This window comes from Shewanella decolorationis (assembly GCF_004354305.1).
Lineage (GTDB): Bacteria > Pseudomonadota > Gammaproteobacteria > Enterobacterales > Shewanellaceae > Shewanella > Shewanella decolorationis.
The window spans coordinates 261,344-286,134 of the sequence record NZ_CP037898.1 but is presented as its reverse complement, the minus strand read 5'-3'; the positions used below and the strand labels follow the sequence as shown (position 1 = coordinate 286,134).

Here is a 24,791-nt window from a genome sequence, read left to right as displayed (position 1 = left end):
ATAAGACTTGCAATTATTATCTATTTGAAAAATAAAGCTTAAAAAAACTATCGCCAAAATAGTGCAATTTAAGTCCATCGCCCGCACAGCAAGGCTTTGCTGACGGTTTCAAGCCGCAACTCACAGGGTTATCCACAGAATTTGTTGATAAGTCGAAATAAGTGAGAAACCATGCGGGATTGAGGAGTATTTCACCCTAATGTTAGTGGAAGAAGGGCTTTGGTAATTTAATTACATTTGATAAATGTTACTACTTGTTACAGCCTCGATCATTCCAAAAATCTGATACATGCCCGAGCATTATGCTTCAACTCAAGCATCGTAGAATAAAATGACAGCGTTTACCCATTCACGCCATATTAATGTCGACAACTCCTTTATATCGGGTTCGTTTTGCTGATTTATCACTAACTCAGATAGCTGCGTTAAATTAAGTTCTCAGCCTGTGCGGCGGCAAAAATCACTTCGTCCGCCGATGCGACGACAAAGAGAATTTTGGCTAAATCTTGGATTTTTTGAAAATCAGGATCATCTAAATGCATAGACAATTCACGATACTGATACAGGATATCTAAGATCAAAGATTGCTGAAGTAAGGCTTCCGCTTGTACTAATCGACTTAATGCCATAGTTATCACCTCTCAGGATGTTTTAGATGCCACCTATCATTAAAAATGGCGCAACCTATCACGGTAAGGATACTTGACCTGTTTGAGTTAAATGGCTTAGTCACAATGCAAAGAACAAGTTCAATGCTGCATAGCTAGGGCGTGTTGACGTTTCGAGATTCGATGTTGTTCGTTCTGACGAGCACATGCTCGCGAAACGAGGAATGATGTGTCGTTATTCGACTCAAATGACGAGCGGCTCTTATGACAGAAAGTCAGAGCAAGGGCTTGCCAGACGAACCCTTCGGGCAATATTTAGCTGGTTTATCTCGCGCAGAGCATACTTTTAAAGTATCCAAATTATCTACCCAACCCAATAACTGCTGTCAATTTAACCAATTAAGCACTATGGTGACTAAAATCTGCGGATAAATAGCCAAATGTGTTTAGCGGTATGCACACGCTATCTTACGAAAACATAAGTTATTTCTTCATCAAAATGCTGATTTCTACACCGCAATGCACATTAGATGAGCACTTAACAGCATAATTACACTTTTTTTAGTAACTCGAGTTGACTCCACCCAAAGAGCGTTTTACTATGCGCTCCGTTCTCAACGAGTCATCGAGACGAAATAAACGATTCCCCTGTAGTTCAGTCGGTAGAACGGCGGACTGTTAATCCGTATGTCACTGGTTCAAGTCCAGTCAGGGGAGCCAAGTTTCAATCTCGATAAAAGTGAGGATGCAGTTAGGTAACTAACGATTCCCCTGTAGTTCAGTCGGTAGAACGGCGGACTGTTAATCCGTATGTCACTGGTTCAAGTCCAGTCAGGGGAGCCACTTAATTATCAAACTGTTGCGTTAAAGCGCTTCCCCTGTAGTTCAGTCGGTAGAACGGCGGACTGTTAATCCGTATGTCACTGGTTCAAGTCCAGTCAGGGGAGCCACTTTAATGATGTCATCAAAAGTCGATAGCAATATCGCACCCTCTACTCCCCTGTAGTTCAGTCGGTAGAACGGCGGACTGTTAATCCGTATGTCACTGGTTCAAGTCCAGTCAGGGGAGCCAATTTAATGATGTAATCAAAAGTCGATAGCAATATCGCACCCTCTACTCCCCTGTAGTTCAGTCGGTAGAACGGCGGACTGTTAATCCGTATGTCACTGGTTCAAGTCCAGTCAGGGGAGCCACTTTATTTCTTGTTAACCTCCCTACTCCAAGCTCAAATAACTCGTCCTGTTGCCGCGTGTTTTCATTTCTGTTTTACGCTAAATACGGTTACACTGTGAGCAGTTTGTTAACTAAAATTCCGAGTATCATCACGCAGATAGGAATATTGCACATCATCCCATGCAATAGCTTATCGCCCATACTTTGACAAATTGAGAGCGAATTTTATGGCGATGTCTAAATCATATCCCATTTTTTTACTGCTGATTTTTTTAGGACTATTTGGCTGGATTTATCACAACGAAAATAACCAGCTCCAGATGCAGCAACAGCAAGAGCTCAATGATTTCCGACAATACATGGGTAATTTTGCCCAATGGCAAGGCAATGGTGCCGAACTGTACCAAAGCATTACAGCACACTATCCATTGCAATTTTTTCAATATATCGACGATACCGACGGCCAACTCAATTACACTCAGGGTGAATTAAATACCCAAAGTGCACATCCATTAGCGAGCTTATTTGCTTTAGATCTTTCTCATACGCAAAAGCTGGCTACGGGTCGATTACAGGTGAAACTAAGTGCTGACCAAGCTATCGAAAACGCTATCAGCAATACCCAACAATTAGGCATAGTACTGTTACTCACCTATATGGTTTTAATGGCCATATTTATACTACTTATCAATAAGTTAAAATCTTCTATCCGTTATGCAGCTGACTATATTTCCCATATCCCTGAAATGAGTTTCTCTGCTATTGAGTCTTCTAAGCTCAATGGTGAAATGGCGCCAGTGAGATTAGCCTTAGAAGACTGCCGTACGCAGTTAAAATCGCAAATGGATAATCTCACCCAAGAGAACCAAAAACTCCATAAGGTAGCTTACCAAGATCCGATTACAGGTTTCGGTAGCCGTCCTCGTTTTACTACAAAATTAGAAAGTATCAGTAATCGCGCCATTCCGCAGTTGGGCTTACTCGCCATGGTCAAAGCCACTGAACTTGCTCATGTTAATCAGTTACAGGGGCGTTCTGCTGGTGATGACTATTTGTCAAATGTGGCTAATTGTATTCGCAAAGCGTGTTCAAAATACGCCGATGCCGAATGCTACCGCGTATCCAGTGCCGATTTTGCGGTATTTTTGCCTGACTTAGTGTTAAAAGATGGCCCTAAGTTTTTAGAGCAACTCAAAGTATTTCTCGATGAATACCAGCAAATGACCAAGGCTGAATCGGTTGCACACATTGGTTTAGTGCCTTATCAACAGGGTACAGATCCAGTCAACCTGCTCACCCTTGCCGATACCGCGGTGAGCATAGCGCAAACACTCGGGCCTAATAGTTTCCATATTCAAGAAAAACTCAATGGCGATGAACAATTTGGTGACGATCGTTGGAAAATGGCGATCAATGACTTAATTACCCGCCAAGCGCTGAAATTTTTTCAGCAGCCAATTCAACCTTGTCGTAACGATGTCGAAGTTTACCGTGAGCTACTCGCGCGGTTTTACAATAGTGAAGGCAAGTTTTTACCCACGACGACGGTTATCGCGATGGCTGAACGCCATGGCATGAGCACCGAATTAGATAAATTGGTGGTGATAAGTACATTAAAAATGCTTAAGGAAAACCCCACAATTAGCGGTAACTTCGGTATCAATATTAGCGCCTTTTCAGCCCATCAAGAGCTGTTTATTGGCTGGTTAAAAGATATTCTTGGCAAGCACAGATATATCGCCTCTCGCCTTGTTTTTGAACTAAACGAATCCGGTATGCAGGCTAATTTAGGGGCAAGCTATAAGTTTGTCCGTGAAGTACACAGTGTCGGTTCGCGGGTTTCAATTGAGCGCTTTGGGATGAGCTTTACCTCCTTCAAATTCTTCAGCGAAGTGCGCCCAGACTACATTAAGCTCGATGGCAGCTACACCTCATCAATCGATGAAGACAGTAATAATAAGTTCTTTGTGCGGATGATGGTGGATGTAGCAAGACGTATCGGCATCCGTGTGATCGCCACCAGTGTCGAGCGTCAGGAGGAAAAATTGACCCTCGAAAAACTCCTCGTCGATGGTCTGCAGGGCTATTACATCGCTCAGCCTCAAGCGATTACTTTAACTGATCAAATTTAAGCCAACCAAAGATTAACGGAGCACTCAAATTTACAGTAAAGATAGTTAACCCTGCATTCTATATGTTGTTTATGCAAACGGAAAAGTCGATAATACGGCCAAGATCCGTTTAGACAAGTATTGAGATGAGTGAATATCTCCTGTTGTTGATCAGCACTGTACTGGTCAACAATTTCGTTTTAGTGAAATTCTTAGGTTTATGTCCATTTATGGGGGTCTCCAGCAAATTGGAGTCCGCTATCGGCATGTCTATGGCCACCACCTTTGTGCTGACCTTGGCCTCCATTCTTAGTTACCTCGTCAATCAATATCTGTTATTGCCCTTTGACCTTAGCTACTTGCGTACCATGAGCTTTATTTTGGTCATTGCCGTGGTTGTGCAATTTACTGAGATGGTGGTGCAAAAAACCAGTGCGGCTTTACACCGCGCCCTCGGTATCTATCTGCCTCTGATCACCACTAACTGTGCCGTACTGGGTGTAGCCCTGTTAAACGTGAACGAGAAACACGATTTTATTCAGTCAGCTATCTATGGTTTTGGTGCTGCGGTGGGTTTTTCCTTAGTGTTAATTCTGTTTTCCGCGATGCGCGAACGTTTAGCGGCCGCCGATGTGCCAATGCCGTTTAAGGGCGGCGCCATCGCCATGATCACCGCAGGCTTAATGTCTTTAGCCTTTATGGGATTCACAGGATTGGTTAAATAGATGTCCACCATGTTAATTGCCGTTATCTTATTAACCCTATTGGCATTGTTCTTTGGGGTATTACTCGGATTTGCCGCCTTAAAATTTAAGGTTGAAGGCAATCCCATTGTCGATGAACTCGAAGCGATTTTGCCACAAACCCAATGTGGTCAATGTGGTTATCCCGGTTGCCGCCCCTACGCCGAAGCGATGGCCAATGGCGATAAAGTCAACAAGTGCCCGCCCGGCGGCACTGCGACCATGGAAAAGCTCGCCAGCTTAATGGGTGTCGAGCCCGAGCCGCTCAACGCCGAGGCTCAGTCCCAAGTCAAAAAAGTCGCCTACATTCGCGAAGATGAATGTATTGGCTGCACTAAGTGTATTCAGGCCTGTCCAGTCGATGCCATTATTGGTGCGGGTAAACTCATGCACACCGTGCTCACCGCCGACTGTACTGGCTGCGATCTCTGTGTCGAACCCTGCCCCGTTGACTGTATCGATATGATCCCTGTGGGCCAAAATCTGAAAAACTGGAACTGGCGCTTAAACGCCATTCCCGTGACTCTTATCCAAGAGACCCCGCACGAAGAAAAGAGAGGATAAGCGGTGCTGACTTTATTAGATCAATTAGATAAAGGAACCCTTTGGCGCTCACCCGGTGGCATTCATCCGCCTGAAGTCAAATTCCTCTCCAACACCACGCCAATTAGCCAACTGCCATTAGCGCAGGAATACTTAGTGCCTGTGCCACAGGTAGGTGAGAACTGCACTCTTGCAGTCAAAGTGGGTGACAAAGTATTAAAAGGCGAGCCATTAACACAAGGCACCTCGATTTGGCATTTGCCCGTGCATGCGCCAACCTCTGGTACTGTGGTTGCCATTGAACCAAGAGCCAGTAACCACGCCTCGGCCTTGCCGGTCAATACCTGCGTGATTGCCGCCGATGGTGAAGACCGCTGGTGCGAGTTAACGCCAGGCTCAATTGAGCTCAGCAATCAGGAGATAATTGCCAAAATCCATGGCGCAGGGATAGCTGGCATGGGTGGCGCCGCCTTCCCAAGCCATATTAAGCTTAATCCCGTTAGTGAAATTGAATTAGTGATAATCAACGGCGTGGAGTGTGAGCCTTATATCAGCGCCGACGATCGCTTAATGCGCGAATACAGCCAAGACATTCTGGCGGGTATTGGGATTATCCATCGTCTCCTCGCGCCCAAGCGTATTGTGATTGCGATTGAAGACAACAAGCCCGAAGCCATCAAAGCCATGCAACAGGCGGTGAGTCATTCCACGCTCCCTACAGGCAGCACTCGAGTAACAGTTATCCCAACCAAGTATCCCTCTGGCGGTGAAAAGCAGCTGATCCAAATCATCACCGGTCGTGAAGTGCCATCTGGTTCCATCCCCGCTAAGCTTGGCATTGTCGTGCATAACGTCGGTACCGCGTTTGCGATTCACCAAGCCGTGACTCAAGGTAAACCACTGATTGAACGTGTGGTGACAGTTACCGGGCAAAATGTCGGTAAGCCCGGCAACTATTGGTTACCCATAGGCACGCCCGTTGAACATGTGCTCAAACACACTGAATTTCACGCCGAAGCCGATCAAAAAGTGATTATTGGCGGTCCTATGATGGGCCATGCATTACCAATCATCCAAGTGCCGATTTTAAAGGGCACAAACTGTATTTTGGTGCCCAGCAGTCAAGAGATTGGAACCACGCCAGAGGAAAAGGCATGTATCCGCTGCGGCGAATGTGCCAATGCCTGCCCTGCACTCTTGCTACCACAACAACTGTTTTGGCATGCAAAAGCCGAAGAATATGACAAAGCAGCCAGCTACAACCTTAAAGACTGTATCGAATGCGGTTGCTGTAGCTATGTGTGCCCCAGTGATATTCCACTGGTGGAATACTACCGCATCGCTAAATCGGCACTAAAACAAGCCGCCGATGAAAAGCATCAAGCCGAGCGCGCAAAACTGCGCTTCGAGGCCCGTATTCGACGCCTCGAGGAAGAAAAACTCGCCCGCGAAGCCAAGGCTAAAGAAGCCGCTGCGCGTCGCCAAGCGACCATGACCACAACGGATAAGGATGCCGTTGCACAGGCCATGGCGCGGATTGCGGCCAAAAAAGCGGCGGCAGAAACCACTGCCGATAGCGCTCCGGTCGAGGTCGTTGCGGCTGATGCAAGCAGCACTGAGGCGCCTAAGGGTAAGGCGGCCGTTGCCGCCGCGATTGCTCGTGCAAAAGCCAAGAAAGCCGCCGCTGCGGCTCAAGGGGCCGATGAAGCAGAATCATCTCAACAAGCCGTCTCTTCTGTGCAAACAGCTTCTTCTGAGCCAAACGAGCCAACTGAGCAATCCGAGTCTTTATCACAAAAAGATAAAGTCGCCGCTGCCATCGCTCGCGCCAAAGCGAAAAAAGCCGCATTAAAAGCCGACTCAGATGCCAATGGCGACACTGACATCGCGACAGACAACACAGATAAGCCAGCAACAGAAACGACGGCTAACGCGGAAGTGGATGACAAAAAAGCCAAGGTTGCTGCTGCCGTTGCCCGTGCTAAAGCCAAAAAAGCCGCCGCGCAGCAGGCTGAATCGAGTGAGGTTACCGAGGTTCTGCCCGAGCATACAGCAGACGCTAAACCAGAATCGACCAATGATTCAGACGATGAATCAGGCAATAAATCAAGCTTAGATGCTGAACCAAGCGCATCACTCAGTCCCGAGGATGAGAAAAAGGCCAAAGTCGCTGCTGCGGTTGCTCGTGCGAAAGCCAAAAAAGCCGCCGCGCAGCAAGCCGAATCGAGTGAGGTTGCCGAGGTTCTGCCCGAGCATACAGCAGACGCTAAACCAGAATCGACCAATGATTCAGACGATAAATCAGGCAATAAATCAAGCTTAGATGCTGAACCAAGCGCATCACTCAGTCCTGAAGATGAGAAAAAAGCCAAAGTCGCGGCCGCCGTTGCCCGTGCAAAAGCCAAAAAGGCCGCCGCACAGCAGGTAGAATCGACTGCGGTTGCCGAAGTTCAGCCCGAGCGAGTAGCAGACGCCAAGCCAGAATCGACCAATGAGTCAGGCGATGAATCAGGCAATGAATTAAGCTCAGCCACTGAACCAAGCGCATCACTCAGTCCTGAGGATGAGAAAAAGGCCAAGGTCGCTGCGGCGGTTGCTCGTGCTAAAGCCAAAAAAGCGGCCAGAGAAGCGAATGCTAACAGCGATGCAAATGAATAGCACTGCGGGTTTTAACCTCAGTGCTTTAAAAATGATTAGCTTAAAAATCAGTGACTCAAGATTAGATAAAAGGGATCACAATGGCGTTTAAAATAGCCTCATCACCCCATGTTACCCGTAATTTGCATACTTCAACGGTTATGCAAAGGGTTATTTTATGCTTGTTACCCGGCCTTGTGGTGCAATGCGCCTTTTTCGGCTGGGGTACGCTTATTCAAGTGTTACTGGCAATTATCGTAGCCTTAAGCTGTGAAGCCGCGGTGATGAAACTGCGTAACCGCAGCATCAAAGCGAGTTTAAGCGATAACAGTGCCATGCTGACGGCAATCTTAATCGGGGTTGCGATCCCGCCGCTAGCACCTTGGTGGATGATCGTTATGGGTACAGTGTTTGCGATTGTAATCGTCAAACACCTCTACGGTGGCCTAGGCCATAACCTGTTCAATCCCGCGATGGCCGCCTATGTGTTGCTGCTGGTTTCCTTCCCTGTGCAGATGACCAGTTGGATTGCACCAAGTACGGTTGCGCTTAATACCCCAAGTGTGATTGATAGCTTGCAATTGATCTTCAATGTCGGCGCCCATGGTGGCATGGAGCAATTCCGTTTAGGGATTGATGGGATCAGTATGGCAACACCGCTCGATACCCTCAAAACCGATCTGTCTCTAGGGCTAACTACCACTGAGAGTTTGGCCAAAAGCATATTCGATGGCGGCACTGGCGTGGGTTGGTTTTGGGTCAATTTAGCTTATCTTGCTGGCGGTTTAGTGTTACTTAAATTAAAAGCCATCCGCTGGCATATCAGCACAGGCGTGTTGGTGGGATTATTTGTGGCATCCAGCATCGGCTTTTTACTGTCACCCGATATGCAGGCAAGCCCGCTGTTCCATTTATTCTCGGGCGCGACCATGCTCGCCGCCTTCTTTATCGCGACCGATCCCGTCACCGCGGCGACCAGTCCACGTGGCCGTTTAATTTTCGGCGCATTAATTGGTGTCTTGGTATATATCATCCGTACCCAAGGTGGCTATCCCGATGCCTTTGCCTTTGCCGTGCTACTCGCAAACCTGTGCGCGCCATTTATTGATTACTATGTGCGTCCGCGCACCTATGGCCACTCTGCGGGCTAGGCCTGTGGCATAAAAGAATCAAGCGAGCTTGAACAAGGATTCTTGAGGAATAAAAGTGAATAATCCAATGATTAAAAATGGTCTGCTACTTGCTCTATTTGCCCTGCTCTGCACCGGCTTAGTGGCTGTGGTTAATCAACAGACCTTTGATGAAATAAAGCTGCAACAGCAGAAAGAACTAATGGGCATCTTACATCAACTGATCCCCGATGATCTCCATGACAATGAGCTGACAGCGCAGTGCACATTACTGCAAAATAAAGAGGCGCTCGGCACTGACGATGCCTTGCCTGCATATATTGCCACCGCTGCGGGTAAGCCCGTCGCTATCGCTCTCGAAGCCATTGCCCCCGATGGTTACAACGGTAATATTAAACTGATCGTAGGTATCAACACTCAAGGTGAAGTGTTAGGCGTACGCACACTTTCCCACCAAGAAACTCCGGGCCTCGGGGATAAAATCGAGTTACGTAAATCCGACTGGGTCACTAAGTTTGTCGGAAAAGTGCTGACATCTGAAGATGACAAGCAATGGCACGTACAAAAAGACGGTGGTGATTTCGACCAGTTCACTGGTGCGACAATCACACCACGCGCCTATGTGAAAGCCGTTAAACGCGCTGTATGGTACTTTACTCAGCATCAAGCAGAGATTTTCAGCCAACCACTGAATTGTGAGGCCAACCATGACTAATTATCGCGAAATTGCCTGGCAAGGACTGTGGAAAAACAACCCAGGTTTAGTGCAACTGTTGGGGCTTTGCCCACTGCTGGCCGTAACCGCGACCCTCACCAACGCCCTTGGCCTAGGTATCGCGACAATGCTGGTGCTGATTGGCTCAAACGTTTTGGTTTCGTTAGTGCGCGACTATGTGCCCAAGGAAATCCGTATCCCCGTGTTTGTGATGATCATTGCGGCGCTGGTGACGGCGGTGCAACTGTTAGTCAATGCCTATGCCTATGGGTTGTATATGTCCTTAGGGATCTTCTTACCGCTGATTGTGACCAACTGCATTATCATTGGCCGCGCCGAAGCGTTTGCCTCCCGTAATAATGCCTTTAGCGCCGCCTTCGATGGACTGATGATGGGGCTTGGCTTTACCTTAGTCTTAGCGGTCCTTGGCGCAACGCGCGAAATTCTCGGCCAAGGCACCCTGTTTGATGGCGCAGACCAACTGCTCGGCCCATGGGCAAAAGCCTTAACGATGCAGGTATGGCAAGTCGATACCCCCTTCCTGCTGGCGATGTTACCGCCCGGCGCCTTTATTGTAATGGGCCTACTTATTGCCCTGAAAAACGTTATCGATAAAAAGCTTAAAGAGCGTCAACCCGAAGCAGCAGTGCAGCCAAGCGTAACACGGGCACGGATCACCAAAGTGAGTTAAGCCCTTATTGAGATAACAGCTTAAGTAGTGGGTTTAGCGTTAAACCCACTACTTCCAAGGATCACTATGAATCAACAAAAACGCATCCAAATCCTCACCCGCCTGCGTGAAAACAATCCCAAACCCGAAACAGAGCTGAATTTCTCCAGTCCCTTTGAATTACTGGTGGCGGTGACCTTGTCGGCACAGGCGACCGATGTGAGCGTGAATAAGGCGACCGACAAACTGTTTCCAGTGGCCAATACTGCCCACAGTATTTATGCCTTAGGCGTGGAGGGATTAAAGGAATATATCAAGACGATTGGCCTGTATAACAACAAGGCCATCAATGTGATTAAAGCCTGTGAGATCTTGATTGAAAAATACAATGGCGAAGTCCCAGAGGACAGAGAAGCGCTAGAATCGCTTCCTGGCGTCGGTCGTAAAACCGCTAACGTGGTACTCAATACCGCCTTTGGCTGGCCGACCATCGCCGTCGACACCCATATCTTTCGCATGGCAAACCGCACTAAATTCGCCCCCGGTAAAAACGTGGTCGAAGTCGAGGAGCGCATGTTAAAGGTCGTTCCCGCCGAATTTAAGGTCGATGTGCACCACTGGTTTATTCTGCATGGCCGCTATACCTGTCTGGCCCGCAAACCGCGCTGTGGTAGCTGTATTATTGAGGACCTTTGCGAGTTTAAGGAAAAGGTCTATCCCGAAGAATAAGGGCTCCACAATGCGGTCGTTAAGCACTCTAACTAACGGAATGAGTAAATAACAAGGGCTTTTAGGCTAGAGAATACTTTCAGGCTAGTTAAATTTTGCTGAAAGCCCTTTGTTATTAGCGTTGTCTTTAACACTGTTATTAGCCCTATTGATATTAGCCCTGTAGTGCAGATTAATTGGTCTGCTGAGCGGCTTTTTGCTGTAATAGGGCTAATAATTCTTCATATTTTGGCCCTTGGCCAAACTGGGGTAGCGCTACCGCAAAAACCACTAGTGCAAAGGCAATATAAATCGCGTACGGGTGACTCCAAAATCCTGCGAGCAACGTAAGTGTGCCAAAGATAAGCAACATAATCACCCCAACACGCACCCGCTGCGCCATCTGCACTTTTTGTTTCGCGGCAGCGATAAGCGTAAGTTCTGCTTGAGTAAATTCCATATCCAATCCTTTGCAGTAAACCTATCCGATAAAAATAACCCTCAGGTACAGTTTGCACCTGAGGGCGGTTTTACTGCAAACAATTTGATGTGGGTATTACTGAACTAACACTGCCTCGGGGACAGGCCATTGGCTGACTAACCATTCACCCTGCCAATTTTGAATTGACACCCACAGGCTATCCGTTGCCGCCAACTTAGCGCCGGTTATCGCATGCACATGCTGGCCATGTTTACTCCCATGTAAAACCCCATTTTCACCTTTTTGCAATGCTTCTAATGGCAACGCCTCTGGGCCGATATTGGCATACCCTTGACGAATATGGGCGACATCACCCTGTTCAAAGATCAACATAAAATCTTTTACGTAATCATCATGGTGTTTGTAAGGCGCCTTTAAATCTAAGGGCATAGGCGCGATTTTAAATTCACCAAGCTGCTGGCTCGGCCAAGCGGGTGGAAAGCTTGGGCTAAGCGACTGATAGAGAAACACAAAGGGTAAAATCAAAATCAAGCCACTGAGCTTGTATTTATGCTTTAACCAAAATACCGATGATGCCATTAGCGAGCCTCCCCTATCATATCTGCAGCTAAGTCTTTAGTTTCGGCCTGTTTAAAGGCGCGAACATGGCGCAATCCCCACATCATAAAACCAGTGATCGACATCCCAGAAAGTACCAGCCCAAAGCAGAACCAAATCAATTTAGTCCAAATGCCACCTAAGGTGCCGTAATGCAGCGGATCGGCAATATGCATTAAGGTTTGCATGCCTGTCATGGTTTCTGGCGAGGTAGCACTGGCAATTTCGCCAGTCCATGGATTAATGCTGAGATTATAGGAATATTGATCGTAAAAAATATGATCGCCACTGCCGCTTAAATGGTACATATCCCGTTGATGTTCAGGCAGCATCACATAGCTTGGTTGAAAATCGGGGAAACGCTGCTTGGCTAAACTTAAGGCCTCAGTAAAAGAGACATTGGCGCTTGGCACTTTTAGATCGCCAGCTTCTACTAGCGGCACTTGCTCGGCGGCAATCATTGGCGCATGGGGCTCGATATCAATATCTGCATGCCAGAAGATGGCTTGGACTAAATACCACAGCCCTGTAAGACTCATAATCGCGATAAACCAAATCGACCAGACGCCGGATAATTTATGCAGATCCGACAAGAGTGTTTTCTTCCCTTGGGTTAGCCGCAATTTAGGGGCAAAAAAGCTGCGCCAAAAACGCTTATAAACGATGAGTCCCGTTACCAATGAGGCGAGCATCAAGAGTGCCATAGAGCACACTAAGTAATAACCCACGCTATAACCGCCCTGCCAAGGAAACAACAACCAACCATGTAAGGAACGCATAAAACCGATAAAAGTTATACCTTCATTTATTTGTTGGATCTCACCCGTATATTGATTCACATAAGCAATGGCATAGGGTTTATCGGCATCGGTAAAGGTAATGGCATTGACTAAGTAAGGCTCAAAGGTCATAGCACCCATCACTTGCGCATTTGGATAGGCCTTTTCGACCACCAGCATCAACTCGTCGACGGGTTTTGCGGGTAATTCGTTAGGATTTGTTGCACGAGCAGCTGGATTGGTAAGCCAAGTCAACTCATGGCTAAGCACAGCAACAGTGCCCGTTAAACAGATAAAACTGAATAAAATCCAGATGGGTAATGACACCCAACCGTGCAACATAAACCAGAAGCGATTACTTATTTTCGCCATGGGGAATTGTTTCCTACCTTTCTTAGAATTACACAAGTGTAAAGTTAATGCGAATTATTATCAATACAGCATATTGATAATACTTTCGTTTTATAAGATTTATCACAAATCAGCAAACTTACCTGAAGGCTTACGCCGAGATAGCGTCGGTAAGACATAACCTCTGGTTTAGTCACACTCAATCAAAGGGGATTGAAAAATGTAACAGTTACTCGCTCCGCTAATCTTGTTAACATTTAGTTTGACTGCTCAAGCCAGTCACATCAGTGTCGATAGCAACTCGCAGGCCACTTTTTATGGGGGTGGTCTTAGTAAGTTTAATACCGCCTTAAACCATATTTTAGCGATAGGTAATGAGGACAGCCTTATCGTGCCAGGCCATAGAAAATCAAGGAATAAAGCCTTGCTGCGTCGCTTTCAGCAAAACACCAATGACAGGGTTAAACAAATCGAGTCGCTAATTGACTCAGGCAAGAGTGTGGAAGAAATAACCCAACATCCGCAGATCATAGAAATAATTGCGCACTTTAATCAGGAGGGGAAATCCCCTTTTCTGCCGTCCAGAAGTTTCTCGAAATAACCACTGCTGTTATTGAAAAAGAGCGAGAAACATCGTCAAAATGGCGGATAACTTGCTATTTAGCATAATTAAACTCAACTTAAGGCCGCTCAAAGACTTTAAAAGACTCAAATCCATAGCGTCGTGACAATGTTAAATGCAGTGATGTCTCGATAAAAATGTGCGGATGCTTATTTGAACAATTAAACCTAATTAAAAACAGTCTAACATACTGTTATTATGAAATTTTATTAACATTTACCACCCTCTTTTCAACGGAATAATTCTTTAGTCAAAACAGAAGTTCCAGTACAATACCCGCCTTTATGTTAAAGAGTCTTTGCGAGTATGTCCTATTCACTGCCCATAGCCGATGCGCCTCAATCCCATACGCATATGCGCCGTCAATTGGCTGAACCGCAACCCAAGATTTGCCTTTGCACACTCGCTGAGCAACTTAAGCTTGATCAAGTGACCATTATTGGCAATGCCTCTGGCGAGTGGCAACCTGCAGCCGAAGGCCTCACCTTTATCTTTAATGGCACACAATGGTCGCAGCAGAATGCTCCTCAAGGTCAAGTTGTCAATATTGCCAATGGCGGCTTTGCCGAGTCGCAGTATGCCTTTGAAGTGCAAGGTCATCCGCAAGCTGTGCAACTGGCAAAAGCATTGACCCAAGTCGCCACCGAACTCACCGCATCCCTTGGTTGTTGGCCCTCTTCAGGCTTAACGACAGTTGTACTCATGCTGCAATTGGCGAAACACGTGCAAGTTCAGCGTATGTCGCTGTTGCCGAGCTTACGGCGAAGTATTGAACTGCCGGATACACACCATTTACCCTGCATGGTGCATAACTGGCTAGGAGAAAGAAGAATCGCTAAAACGCTGCTGCGTGACCGACTAGATTGGCCGGAGTTTACCTTGATGCCTTGGGAGCCAATGTCCAAGGACTGTGAAACAGATGAAGTCAGTGAAACCAATAGCAGTGAAAATAAACAGGCTTTATTTGACAACCCCTTCGAACAGTTGGAATTACTCAGACAATCCAACCTCGCCTCAAGCCTAAGCGAAAAAGATAAGCACAGGCTACGTCAGCACTTAGCCAAGCTTGCACACACGCCTTATCATATTTGGCAACAATGTGCCGATCACAGCAAGCTTAAAGCGAGCGAGCCATTATTCTTTAATCATCTTCCCGAAAGCCAAACGAGCCCTTGGTATCTAATGGACTATCATGCCTCGCAATATCTCGATGCGATCCGTCACCAACTGGCCTGCTGCCAGCAGCAACTCGCAGACTAGCGCCTCAGATTTATCCCGTTTTTCCTAAGGCCATGCCTAATGGCTCAAAGTAGGCAATCAAAGCATTAAAGATACGTTGTCTATGCTGCTCATCGGGATAAGCCCCTTCCTTCGCCAGTGCAGAATAGCGTGTGCCAGAGACTAAATAGGAATTTTGGATCCCTTGATAGGATTCGATGCAAGCTTCGAACGCGCGAGCCATCATTTCGGTGGGTTTGGCAAAATACTGCGCGCCGTAACGCTTATCTAAAGCTATGGCGCGGCGGACATAATCGCTTGGCTCCAAATTGTCCTCAGAGAGCAATGTCACTCGAAAAATTTCGGCTAAACGCTGATTTAGCGGATGCTCAATGAGCGGCAGATCGGCAAGCCAAAGATCGCTGGCACATTTAAATCGCCCCGTAGTTCGTGAAAACGCTTTGGGCGCCACATAATGGTCAAACGCATGCCAAAACTCATGAGCCAGCGCCCCAGCACCCGCATTTTTCGCTAACGCCAGTTCTCGCAATCCCGGTGCATAATGGGCCTGCACACCCTTTTGCCCGCCATGACCAAAGGCAAGGCTTAAGGTTTGCCTCAATCCTAAGGTCAACGGCGGTAAATTGAGGATAAAGGCAAGATCTGCCAATGAATCAAACACTAAATTCGCGGCAATTAAGGACTCTTCACGTGTGACCCAACGCCCTACACGCACATGACTAAAGCCAAAGGTTTGCTTGACATCCAGAAAGGTCATTTGCTCCCCAAAGCGATAATCGGGGCCATGGCGGGTATATTGTTGATGGATTAACACTATCCGTTAACATCATGGGTAAACATTGTATGGGAGTGATTCTATGTGAAAGATGAACCGATTTATAGCTTAAGGAACAACAATCTTACCGCTGTGAAACCGTTGCTAATTTGCTTAAGAATACTTCGATACTAAAGGGTTTTTGCATAAAGATGACCTCCGGAAACTGCGCCAAATTAGGGATCTCGTGGCGATCATTCGCAGATAACAGAAAGTACTGACATGCCCATGAATGCTCAGCCTGCGCGATAACCATTTGCTTAATTAATGCTAACCCGTCCGAATCCTTTAAACGATAATCGACAATCACAATAGCGGGTCGCAGGCTCTGAAATAATCTTAAGGCCTCTTCAGCCCTATCAGCACTGTGAATATGCGTAAAATGCGACTCGAGCACACTGCGGCAAATCTCAAGGTTAAATAAATTATCATCCACTAAAAGTAACGGCTGCTTGACATAATGGTTGGTTGGCTCTGGCACCTGACAATCTAACTGGCAGGGAAAACGCAGCAGAACAATCGTTCCCCGCCCTTTCTGGCTGCGTAAACGTAATTTCCCACCAATTTGCTCTAAGAGACGCTTACAGGTATATAACCCAAGCCCCATTCCAGAGATACCCTGACTTGATACCGATTGATGAATAAAGGGATCGTCCAACGCCCGCTTTGCCTGCCGAGACATGCCCTCACCAAAATCACGGATTAATATCCTTAACTTGGCTGATGTCGAGTCATGTATTGATGAAGAGTGTACATCGATATAACAATGCACTTGATCGCCAGTACTGTATTTAAAAGCGTTATTAATAATATTGGTAACGAGTTGGAATAGCTTAGTGCCATCAAGCGCCAGCCAATCGGGTAGAGAATCACTGACCGTTACGGTCAGTTTTTTCCCCGAAGTGCGATTAAAAGCTCGGTAATATTCCTGGATCCGTCCGACATATTCCCTAAGGTTTACGGGGTGTTGGTCTAACTTTAACTTCCCAACCTCGGCTTTACTGTAATTCAAGGTATTTTCAGCCACCGAGTAAAGTAAATTAGCAGACCAAATCATCTTATCCGTGATTGCACTGAGCGCTTGCTCATGATGATTTACTGCATCAGTTTGGACTGGCGTGGAATGACGTGCTGCGAGTGTTTTCTTTAACATCTTGCTATAGCCAAGTAACGCATTGATTGGCGTACGGATCTCGTGATTAATACTGGCAAGTAGCGCTAACTTAGAGCGATTTTCCCACTCAATACGCTGTACTACTTGCCGATGTTTCGCTTTAACAAACCACAGTATGGAAAATGCACTTCCAAGCAGTGCAATAGAAAGAATAATCACTAAGATCTCAATAACTTCGGCGCGAGGAACTTGGTAGTAAACCTGTAGATTAAATTGAGTCTGATATTCGCTGAGCACCACAAATTGCTCATCTGAGTAAGCAAATAGCCGCCAAAAACCCACTGCTGGAGGCCTATCACAGGCTGAACTTCGCACTATAGAATGCTCAAATTGATAGGTGACGCAAACGTTCTGTTCTTGATCGATGCGGCTCAAAATTCTTTTTTGTGAGATGGCATAGATAAGATACGGCATATTAGGCTCGTCAATCTTAATGGCGACTAGGAGATAATCCCTTAATTGTGCCTGTAGTTCACCTTGCTCGGTACGAAACAGTTGCAGCCGATTAAGCTCAGCGGACTGAGCAGGATCGGATAGATACGCAAGTTGAAGCGCCGGCGTTAAGGTAAAAGCCAGTGCCGATTTTATCCTCAATAGATCCTTAGCAAAGATTTCAAACTCTTGGGGTGACACCGCCTCAGAGGCATGAAAAAACGATCGCAGCGCATCCAACATTATTCGATGCTGTAAAAACATATCCTGGGATGAGGCAAATACCGCTTGAGCCTTTTTTTGATAAACCGTTTTAAATTCATTTATCGAATGCGCCAACGTCAAACCAATAAGCAACAGAGTGACCAGTAATCCTGAGAACAGATGAATACTCGGAGTCAATCTACTGCCCATGACATAGTTCTCGAACCACGGCCAACAACAGGCTTACCTGCGCGTTCAACTCTGAAACGGTTGTTAAACTCGTCAATGCAAAAGTCTCGTGCAGGTCTAGATAACTACTCATCCCCCAAAACGCATGCTTAATCTCAGATGTGGTTTCACCTGCTTGTAACTGCAACAGTTGATAGTGAAGACTTTCAAGCTCGGTGAGTAAAGCTTGTCTAAGTACTTGTTGCTGAATGGGGGGATACTGGTTCATGAAGCCCAACACCGCTCGCCGAACTGTGCACTCAAGTTCATCATTGTCCATGCACTAACTCGCTCTGATATTGGCCTATCCAATCAATCAGATAGCGACCTTCAATAGGAGGACTGTATAAATAGCCTTGCGCCACATCACAGCCCAATGCTGACAAAATACCCGCAATCGCCGCCGTTTCAACACCTTCTGCGACCACTTTGACATGCATCTTCTGCGCGAGCGCAATCGTCGACTCCACAATCAAGTAATGTTGATGATTGATATCCATATCAGAAACAAAGCTTTTATCGATTTTGATTTCTTTAAATGGAATAGCATCAAGGCGATCGTAGGTGGAATAACTTTTACCAAAATCATCGAGGGAAATATCAATATTGTTAATAATCAGCCGTGCGATTGAATTGAGCACCCTGTCCTGATTAATGATCTCTTGGGATTCGGTTAACTCTAAAATCAACTTAACACCATCATGGTTCCGGCTCGATTCGATAATATATTCAATCAACTCATCACAGGTAAGATCGTCAGCAGTGATATTAATCGATAGCGAAAACTGGGCTAATAGGGGCTGACGTACCCAACACTGCAGGGCTTGAGAAATCACCATACGAGTGAAAACGCTATTCAGCCCCTGCTGATTGATAAAGGGTAAAAACGCATCGGGGTATATATACCCGTGATGACGGTCGCACAGTCGTGATAACACCTCAAATCCCATGATTTCTTGGGTAGTTAAATTAATTTTAGGCTGATAACAGAGGATCAACTGCTCATCTTTAAGTAGTTGTTGAACATTGATATTGGTATGTCGATGGCGTCGATTGGCCTGAATATCTAGCGCCGTATTTGCTTCGGCTTCCGTTGCCAGTAATGGGGTTAAAATATCGCTCGCATTAACAGGTTTGGCAAACACGCCAACCAAGTTGAGTCTCAGGGTATGAATAATGCAATCAACCAATTCCAGTGTGCGTTTATCGGAGGAACTGATCACCGCAATAGGCACTGTTAGCCAACGAGGCGTTGTCGCCAACATATTAATGACCGCAATACCATCGCCCTGCTCCATTTTTAAATCGATAATCACTAAGTCGAGTGACACATCCAGCGCCATCAGCAACTCTATCCCTTGGTTGCCATTACTCGCCTCATAAATATGGATCTCGTCCTCCGCTAAATACCGATGAATATCCGCTTTGAGCGTCTCACGGATAAATTTTTGATCATCGATGATGAGTATATTCATATGCTGGTCCCTAACTGCATAAAGAAAATGGGATCGATTGTCTGTGACTTAGCCGAAGGGATAACCGACAATTTCAGCAAATTTCGATTCGCCATCACTTCGGTTCGACTAGCAAAAAAAGAGTAGTTTTTTATGGGCTTATGATAGTTGTCTAAGGTTCGGATCTTAAAAAGCGGTAATTTAAACTGAGTGAGTTTACGCTTTAAAGTTTCATCGCAGATGCTAAAACTCAGGTATTTAATTGAGCGGCTTAAAGCCATCTTATGGAGGTAAACAGACATCATGTAATTCTCAATATGTGGCGTCACCCCAAAGGATGAAAACACCATCAAGGTATCGGGAATCGATTGGGAGTGATGACCTATGACTTCAAATAAATCCACCTCATCATTCATAAATTCGAGGGCAACCTTAGCCTGAGTGCGGCAAAACAAACTATGCCCCACGATCTGCTCACCAAAACTAAAGGCGACCACCAGCGATAATCCACAAAAGAAAGGTTGAGATAATTGACGATTCGCCAAAGAAAGCCGTGGATTACTCTCATAAACCAAACTTAACTGCAGCAAGGTCATAAAGTTATCATCCTGACTATCGATAAACTCGACACGATAGGGTTTATTTCGGTAATAAGGATGCTCGCTGCGTTCAATACTGGACTCAAATAAATTGATCAGCGCTAAGCCTTCATGAATAAAGGTTTTATCTTCTCGATAAATATCAAATAATTCCGCTCCGAAAATCTCAACTATCTCAGCTTGTTTAGCCAAGGAGGGAATATTTACCCCGCGTTCCCAGCGGCTGATAGTGATGGCATCTAAGCTATCGAACAGGCAACTCTTTTGCCGTAGCAGGCAACATAAATCCTCTTGAGATAATTGGTTTTCAGTGCGGGTGTGTTTTAAGAAATTGGAGAATGTCTGTGCACTGGTTTTGCTTGGATAGGAGATAGGCGTACAAATCATAGCGTGTTCCATTTGTCTTTTTTATTTTCTCAAGAAGCTCCATATAGGTCTCATGGTTCACATCATCTATTGGCTCTGGATGTCTCAAGGTATAAATAATCCAAATGCGTTGCTGTGCTTCTACAAAGTAAAGACCCGTGATTTTGTCTTCTCGCATCACTTGTCCCTCCATTTGCTCCGAGTCGTAACCATGCTTTAGCCATAGAATTTGCAGTATAAATGCCAACTTTTGCCTAAAACCATGGCACAGTAACATTGGGTAACCAAAAAAAGTGTCTAGTGATACGTACGGTAATTTCGAGCAAATAACAACCAATAAAGCATGCAAAAAAGCCGAGCTATTCTCGGCTTTTAATGGACGCTAACTGAGCTGAAACTATTGGTTATCCGCTCTAATGGAGAGAATAAATAGCAGTGATAGTGACGCCGAGATCAAAATATAACTACAGATCACCAGCGTGGTACCCGAAGGTAACAGCCAAATCAATAGACTGACTAAGACACTTAAGAACAGACTCTCAATGGCATAATACAGAGCGGTTGCCAGCCCCGCAGAATGGGAAAACGCCGCTAAGGCACCATTAGCAGTGACGGCGCAGGTTAAGGCGATATGTACTCCGATGAAGTACATGGGCAGCATAAAGCCAAGTAAACTCAGTCCATTTAGCCATTCCAGCCCATACAATAGGCCGCCGCTCAGCATCATGCCGATCAAGCCTCTCAGCACAGTGCCCTGTGTACCCCAACGTTTGACGAGACGCTTAACAAAGCGGGTGGTGATTATCATGACTATCGCAACCGAGCCAAACCACAAGCTAAAGGCCACCTTATCGAGTCCCAATTTGTCCATCAGTATGCTCGGTGAAGCCGAAAAATAGACGAAGAAGGTGCCCATGGCCGTGGCGTAAGCCAAGGTATAGCCTAAAAACGCCTTAGCGCGAATGATGTTAAAACATCTCGACCACTCGAAGGGATGGGTCTGTGCTGGGCGGGTTTCAGGCCATTTCAGTAAGGCATGCAAACCAACTAGGGCAGCAAATATCGCTAAGGTGTAGAAGATCCCTCGCCAGTGCCAAAGTCCATCGATAAGCGAGCCAATAAAAGGCGCTACCGCAGGCACAGCCGCGAGCACTGAGCCCATAATGGCGTAGATAACGACACCTTCTTCCCTATCGGCAAACACATCTCGCACGGTCGCAAATGCCGCCACCAGCACGGCAGAGGCGCTCAAGGCCTGCACAATCCTAAGGAGCAAAAACACATTGAAGCTGTCGGTCAATGCCATCGCCAAACTGGAACCTGCGTAAACTAAGGCTCCGGTAATCACCACTCGCCTGCGTCCAATTGCGTCGGATAGCGGTCCAAATAACAACTGGCCTAAGCCTAAAATCGCCATATACAGGGTTAAAGTCAGCTGCATTTGATCTTGGCTTACACTAAAGCTCTGGCGAATATCATTAATGGCAGGCAGATACAGATCCATGCCAAGGGAGGCGAGTAAATCGAAGGGAATGAGTAATAGAAGTGAGTACGCAAAGGTATAATCCCATTTGCGGTCTTGCGGGTTTTGATTAAATTTTGTCATGTTAAAATCCAATTATTGCTATGAATGTTTACAGCGATAATTGGATAAAAGGCACCGCCCTCTTCATCTTTAACCTCCGTTTTTAACCTGTAAAATGATTTACTACTGTTCTGGCTGCGGGCTTATTACACCGCCTGTTACCGCACGAGTCACCATGCCTCTTGCAGCACAAGATGGCGGATCATGACACAAATCCCCCCTCGATTGCTATGACTTATTCCCCAATCAGCACCCAATCGCCACTGCGCTTACAAATGATTGGGTATGCTTAAATTTGCATAAATAAAACTATAACCCCAGGGATTTTTCTAACCATTATGCAAAATCGCGAATACCCATTCAAAACAGGTGAAATTATTACTGTTTTGAGCCGTAAATATTTATCGCGCTCGCTTAGGCGAGCCAAAAACGGAAATAGGCGGGTAATTGGCCGGTCCAGCGCTTAAAGGAACGCCTAAAATTACTGGCGTCACTGAAGGATAAGGAATGCGCAATGCTATTAGCATCCTGCTCTGGCTCGGCAAGAAAATACAGCGCCTTAATCAAACGGGATTCATCGACTAATTGCCCGTAACTCAGCCCCATCTCCCCAAGACGCCGTTTTAACGTGGCAGAGCTTATCTCCAGCAACTGTGCCATTTCCGGCAGGCTCAATGTTTTCTGCATCAATTTAAGGCGGATCCCAGCCGCTAATCCGTGGCGAAACCCATGCGCGAGCAGAGCTTGACGGGCATTTTTGGCCATCGTCAATTGCGGCCTTAACACAGTACTCGCAAGCGGCTCGTTAAAATGGCGATCCAATGTGCTCGCATGAGGGTGCTCCCAAGGTTGCAACGCAGCGGGCTTATTCAGCTGCTCGGTATGTTTGGAGCCAGTAAAATCGATCGCATGGGTCTCTAAGTGGCTTGCAAACAACAGAGGTTGGCACAACAGGGATTTTGCCATCGAAATTCGGCAAAGGGGCGCATCAAAGCTTAACTCAGTGCCGAAATACTTATAGTAATGGGCTAAGTTCGCTGGTGCGGGGTAAGGAAAACTGATACTGCCGCGCCATGCTTGGCCAAGCAATTGTTTGCAGCATGCAGTGAGGGACGACAAGCTTAATTCAATGAAAAACTGTTTGTGCCGCTGCATGCCTAGGTCGAGGCTTAATAGAAAGTGCCATTCCTGCTCCCCCTGCCAGCGCCAAGTTTGCAACCAAGGTTGTGTGAGCCAATGATATTTATGCCAAAAATGCCCGAGCGACTTCAGATCTCGCGCACAAAATATCCCCGCCGTGAGCGCGCCGCTTTGGGATGGCAGCCACAGCTGACCCAATAAGAAACTTAAATCTCCACTTGGCCACAGGGATAAGGCATTGTCCAGCAGCCGAGATAACTGCTTTGGACTAATAAGGTGATCGGGTTTACGAATGTCCGCGGTAAAAATCCCTGTGCCCCGTAACAACTTATCGCTATCGAGCCCACGCTGTTTAAAAAGCCCAACGATGCTCGCCACCAGCAATTGGCTATCGATACATTTATCCTGCCAAGTGGCGAGCGCGCGCATCAGTTAAGCTCACTCAAGGTCGACGGATTTTGCGTGTTACACGCTTGAGCCGCTGTGGCGGCCGGGCTACGACTCTCTTTTTGCTGTGACATTTTTTGATTCAAAAATTGAAGCAACGCTGAGGCCTCTTCCTTTGCATGCGCTTTATGCGTTTGCAATGGCAGCACTTTAGGTGAAGGCAATGCCCAAACCACGGAGGCGCTACAACCGAACGCGCTAATACCTTGCTGTATCTGCTCCGCCATCACACTCACTAAGGGCGGAATCGCACCGCGCAACAGAATGATAAAGCGATCGCCTGCGTAGCGGCAGACTAAATCCTGATTCCTAAGGGTTGAGCTGAGCCACAATGCCAACTGCGACAAGAGCCTATCACCCTCTTCCACCCCTTGATTTTGGTTATATTGATGAAAATTATCGATATCAAGCATAATCAGACCAAACGCTTGATTTTGCGATAATTGTTTTATTAAGTGATGTTCAAAGGCTTTAGCATCATTGAGCAAGGTTAAGCCATCGGTTAACTGATGTTCGCGGTGAAATTGCTCCCGAGTTTGCAACTGGCGATTGACGACGGTTTGCTCATCGCGCCATAGCCATAGGCCACAGGTCAGCACCAGCAGTCCTACTGGCGTCGGCATCTTTTCAAACCAGTTATACACTGGGATAGTTTTGACGATAAAAATCTCATCTAACAAATCTAAATAGCAGCCCAAGCAGTAACTTGATAGGCCAGCAATCAACAGATTTGTCACTCTACCAGAAGGGCGAACAGACACTATCACCATCAACCAACACATACCGAGGATAAATAAGGCGCCCTCGGTGGTGACATCGAACCAATCCACCGCCGCCACAGTCTTGGCCGTGGTGCTTTGCCAAAGAAACAGCGGCACGATAAAGATGATAAGCAGACTTAAGCCATAGACGCTGGCGAGCCGTAATGATTTTGCAGGAGTTCCCAAAATACACACCTTGTTCTGTGAAGCCCAAATGGGGCAAATACAACGTTAATGCTTTATGGGATGGCAAGTTAGCGGGCTTTTATGACAATGCCGTGACGCCATTTAGTAGCGCTAAGCTGACAAACATAAACAAATAAAGCTTAATGCATTGAATTTAATATAATAAAAACCTTAACCACATAATATTCGTGCCGACTACAGCGGCAAATTAGCTCAGGCACTTTTGAGTGGTACAGATAAAAACCCCATATTGAGCTGATTGATGCTGAATTCCATGCCTGCGCGGACTTAACGAGACCTTTGCTGCAAATCATTGCTTTAAGACCAAAAGC

Annotated in this window: 22 protein-coding genes and 5 tRNA genes; 15 read left to right on the top strand and 12 right to left on the bottom strand. The window is 46.4% G+C overall.

Annotated features, from left to right (window positions below; genetic code table 11):
* Positions 1-425: 425 nt before the first annotated feature.
* Entirely contained in the window at positions 426-629 is a 204-nt protein-coding gene (locus EYR25_RS01250; protein ID WP_133178243.1) for a hypothetical protein, read from the bottom strand.
* Positions 630-1,252: 623 nt separating this feature from the next.
* Here EYR25_RS01250 and EYR25_RS01245 point away from each other — a divergent pair.
* From EYR25_RS01245 to nth, 13 genes are all read left to right on the top strand, one after another.
* Positions 1,253-1,328: transfer RNA gene (locus tag EYR25_RS01245), tRNA-Asn, on the top strand.
* 47 nt (positions 1,329-1,375) lie between these two features.
* Positions 1,376-1,451, top strand: a tRNA-Asn gene (locus EYR25_RS01240).
* Between the two features lie 31 nt (positions 1,452-1,482).
* Positions 1,483-1,558 (top strand) — tRNA-Asn (locus EYR25_RS01235).
* A gap of 46 nt (positions 1,559-1,604) precedes the next feature.
* Positions 1,605-1,680: transfer RNA gene (locus EYR25_RS01230), tRNA-Asn, on the top strand.
* A 46-nt stretch (positions 1,681-1,726) separates the two neighbouring features.
* Positions 1,727-1,802 (top strand) — tRNA-Asn (locus EYR25_RS01225).
* A gap of 207 nt (positions 1,803-2,009) precedes the next feature.
* Complete coding sequence (locus EYR25_RS01220; RefSeq protein WP_133178242.1) at positions 2,010-3,914, top strand: EAL domain-containing protein; 1,905 nt, start codon at positions 2,010-2,012, stop codon at positions 3,912-3,914.
* A 125-nt stretch (positions 3,915-4,039) separates the two neighbouring features.
* Positions 4,040-4,618, top strand: a complete 579-nt coding sequence (gene rsxA, locus EYR25_RS01215) for an electron transport complex subunit RsxA (protein ID WP_023267235.1) — start codon at positions 4,040-4,042, stop codon at positions 4,616-4,618.
* Positions 4,619-5,200 carry an electron transport complex subunit RsxB gene (gene rsxB / locus EYR25_RS01210; protein ID WP_133178241.1) on the top strand — a complete coding sequence of 194 codons (582 nt, stop codon included), beginning with the start codon at positions 4,619-4,621 and terminating at the stop codon, positions 5,198-5,200. It begins immediately after the preceding gene.
* A gap of 3 nt (positions 5,201-5,203) precedes the next feature.
* On the top strand, positions 5,204-7,837 hold the full coding sequence (gene rsxC / locus EYR25_RS01205) for an electron transport complex subunit RsxC (RefSeq protein WP_133178240.1): 2,634 nt from the start codon (positions 5,204-5,206) through the stop codon (positions 7,835-7,837).
* 80 nt (positions 7,838-7,917) lie between these two features.
* On the top strand, positions 7,918-8,967 hold the full coding sequence (gene rsxD / locus EYR25_RS01200; RefSeq protein WP_133178239.1) for an electron transport complex subunit RsxD: 1,050 nt from the start codon (positions 7,918-7,920) through the stop codon (positions 8,965-8,967).
* Positions 8,968-9,022: 55 nt separating this feature from the next.
* Positions 9,023-9,661, top strand: a complete 639-nt coding sequence (gene rsxG / locus EYR25_RS01195) for an electron transport complex subunit RsxG (protein ID WP_133178238.1) — start codon at positions 9,023-9,025, stop codon at positions 9,659-9,661.
* Positions 9,654-10,352, top strand: coding sequence for an electron transport complex subunit E (locus EYR25_RS01190; protein WP_023267239.1), 699 nt, complete (start codon positions 9,654-9,656; stop codon positions 10,350-10,352). Before rsxG ends, EYR25_RS01190 begins: the two co-directional genes overlap by 8 nt.
* A 66-nt stretch (positions 10,353-10,418) precedes the next feature.
* Positions 10,419-11,060 (top strand): endonuclease III, encoded by a 642-nt coding sequence (gene nth, locus EYR25_RS01185; RefSeq protein ID WP_133178237.1) that lies wholly within the window; start codon positions 10,419-10,421, stop codon positions 11,058-11,060.
* Positions 11,061-11,232: 172 nt separating this feature from the next.
* Here nth and EYR25_RS01180 read toward each other — a convergent pair whose 3' ends face one another.
* From EYR25_RS01180 to EYR25_RS01170, 3 genes are all read right to left on the bottom strand, one after another.
* Complete coding sequence (locus tag EYR25_RS01180) at positions 11,233-11,499, bottom strand: hypothetical protein (protein ID WP_099458157.1); 267 nt, start codon at positions 11,497-11,499, stop codon at positions 11,233-11,235.
* A 96-nt stretch (positions 11,500-11,595) separates the two neighbouring features.
* Positions 11,596-12,060, bottom strand: coding sequence for a hypothetical protein (locus EYR25_RS01175; RefSeq protein ID WP_099458158.1), 465 nt, complete (start codon positions 12,058-12,060; stop codon positions 11,596-11,598).
* A complete protein-coding gene (locus EYR25_RS01170) occupies positions 12,060-13,229 on the bottom strand; it encodes a PepSY-associated TM helix domain-containing protein (protein ID WP_023267243.1) in 1,170 nt (389 codons plus the stop codon). The genes EYR25_RS01175 and EYR25_RS01170 overlap by 1 nt, the downstream gene beginning before the upstream one ends.
* A 241-nt stretch (positions 13,230-13,470) precedes the next feature.
* Here EYR25_RS01170 and EYR25_RS01165 point away from each other — a divergent pair, with 241 nt between their 5' ends.
* Both EYR25_RS01165 and EYR25_RS01160 read left to right on the top strand, forming a co-directional pair.
* The gene (locus EYR25_RS01165; protein WP_207953670.1) at positions 13,471-13,809 is read left to right on the top strand and encodes a hypothetical protein; all 339 of its coding nucleotides are present in this window, start codon (positions 13,471-13,473) and stop codon (positions 13,807-13,809) included.
* A 327-nt stretch (positions 13,810-14,136) separates the two neighbouring features.
* The gene (locus EYR25_RS01160; RefSeq protein ID WP_133178236.1) at positions 14,137-15,090 is read left to right on the top strand and encodes a hypothetical protein; all 954 of its coding nucleotides are present in this window, start codon (positions 14,137-14,139) and stop codon (positions 15,088-15,090) included.
* Between the two features lie 10 nt (positions 15,091-15,100).
* Here EYR25_RS01160 and EYR25_RS01155 read toward each other — a convergent pair whose 3' ends face one another.
* The 8 genes from EYR25_RS01155 to EYR25_RS01120 form a co-directional block, all read right to left on the bottom strand.
* On the bottom strand, positions 15,101-15,883 hold the full coding sequence (locus EYR25_RS01155) for a CLCA_X family protein (protein ID WP_133178235.1): 783 nt from the start codon (positions 15,881-15,883) through the stop codon (positions 15,101-15,103).
* A gap of 85 nt (positions 15,884-15,968) precedes the next feature.
* A complete protein-coding gene (locus EYR25_RS01150; RefSeq protein ID WP_133178234.1) occupies positions 15,969-17,903 on the bottom strand; it encodes a hybrid sensor histidine kinase/response regulator in 1,935 nt (644 codons plus the stop codon).
* Positions 17,893-18,150 carry a hypothetical protein gene (locus EYR25_RS01145; protein WP_133178233.1) on the bottom strand — a complete coding sequence of 86 codons (258 nt, stop codon included), beginning with the start codon at positions 18,148-18,150 and terminating at the stop codon, positions 17,893-17,895. The genes EYR25_RS01150 and EYR25_RS01145 overlap by 11 nt, the downstream gene beginning before the upstream one ends.
* Before the next feature lie 40 nt (positions 18,151-18,190).
* Positions 18,191-19,396 (bottom strand): EAL domain-containing response regulator, encoded by a 1,206-nt coding sequence (locus EYR25_RS01140; RefSeq protein ID WP_133178232.1) that lies wholly within the window; start codon positions 19,394-19,396, stop codon positions 18,191-18,193.
* Entirely contained in the window at positions 19,393-20,361 is a 969-nt protein-coding gene (locus EYR25_RS01135; protein WP_039978182.1) for a helix-turn-helix transcriptional regulator, read from the bottom strand. Before EYR25_RS01135 ends, EYR25_RS01140 begins: the two co-directional genes overlap by 4 nt.
* A gap of 376 nt (positions 20,362-20,737) precedes the next feature.
* Positions 20,738-21,946, bottom strand: a complete 1,209-nt coding sequence (gene cml, locus EYR25_RS01130) for a CmlA/FloR family chloramphenicol efflux MFS transporter (RefSeq protein WP_133178231.1) — start codon at positions 21,944-21,946, stop codon at positions 20,738-20,740.
* A 393-nt stretch (positions 21,947-22,339) separates the two neighbouring features.
* On the bottom strand, positions 22,340-23,494 hold the full coding sequence (locus EYR25_RS01125) for an AraC family transcriptional regulator (RefSeq protein WP_133178230.1): 1,155 nt from the start codon (positions 23,492-23,494) through the stop codon (positions 22,340-22,342).
* Complete coding sequence (locus EYR25_RS01120) at positions 23,494-24,459, bottom strand: diguanylate cyclase domain-containing protein (RefSeq protein WP_133178229.1); 966 nt, start codon at positions 24,457-24,459, stop codon at positions 23,494-23,496. Before EYR25_RS01120 ends, EYR25_RS01125 begins: the two co-directional genes overlap by 1 nt.
* Between the last annotated feature and the right edge of the window lie 332 nt (positions 24,460-24,791).

Bases quoted from the DNA above. Each gene is read 5' to 3' on its own strand.
- EYR25_RS01250 (WP_133178243.1), bottom strand. From the start codon at position 629: ATGGCATTAAGTCGATTAGTACAAGCGGAAGCCTTACTTCAGCAATCT.
- EYR25_RS01220 (WP_133178242.1), top strand. From the start codon at position 2,010: ATGGCGATGTCTAAATCATATCCCATTTTTTTACTGCTGATTTTTTTA.
- rsxA (WP_023267235.1), top strand. From the start codon at position 4,040: ATGAGTGAATATCTCCTGTTGTTGATCAGCACTGTACTGGTCAACAAT.
- rsxB (WP_133178241.1), top strand. From the start codon at position 4,619: ATGTCCACCATGTTAATTGCCGTTATCTTATTAACCCTATTGGCATTG.
- rsxD (WP_133178239.1), top strand. From the start codon at position 7,918: ATGGCGTTTAAAATAGCCTCATCACCCCATGTTACCCGTAATTTGCAT.
- EYR25_RS01190 (WP_023267239.1), top strand. From the start codon at position 9,654: ATGACTAATTATCGCGAAATTGCCTGGCAAGGACTGTGGAAAAACAAC.
- nth (WP_133178237.1), top strand. From the start codon at position 10,419: ATGAATCAACAAAAACGCATCCAAATCCTCACCCGCCTGCGTGAAAAC.
- EYR25_RS01180 (WP_099458157.1), bottom strand. From the start codon at position 11,499: ATGGAATTTACTCAAGCAGAACTTACGCTTATCGCTGCCGCGAAACAA.
- EYR25_RS01175 (WP_099458158.1), bottom strand. From the start codon at position 12,060: ATGGCATCATCGGTATTTTGGTTAAAGCATAAATACAAGCTCAGTGGC.
- EYR25_RS01170 (WP_023267243.1), bottom strand. From the start codon at position 13,229: ATGGCGAAAATAAGTAATCGCTTCTGGTTTATGTTGCACGGTTGGGTG.
- EYR25_RS01160 (WP_133178236.1), top strand. From the start codon at position 14,137: ATGTCCTATTCACTGCCCATAGCCGATGCGCCTCAATCCCATACGCAT.
- EYR25_RS01150 (WP_133178234.1), bottom strand. From the start codon at position 17,903: ATGGGCAGTAGATTGACTCCGAGTATTCATCTGTTCTCAGGATTACTG.
- EYR25_RS01145 (WP_133178233.1), bottom strand. From the start codon at position 18,150: ATGAACCAGTATCCCCCCATTCAGCAACAAGTACTTAGACAAGCTTTA.
- EYR25_RS01140 (WP_133178232.1), bottom strand. From the start codon at position 19,396: ATGAATATACTCATCATCGATGATCAAAAATTTATCCGTGAGACGCTC.
- EYR25_RS01135 (WP_039978182.1), bottom strand. From the start codon at position 20,361: ATGATTTGTACGCCTATCTCCTATCCAAGCAAAACCAGTGCACAGACA.
- cml (WP_133178231.1), bottom strand. From the start codon at position 21,946: ATGACAAAATTTAATCAAAACCCGCAAGACCGCAAATGGGATTATACC.
- EYR25_RS01125 (WP_133178230.1), bottom strand. From the start codon at position 23,494: ATGCGCGCGCTCGCCACTTGGCAGGATAAATGTATCGATAGCCAATTG.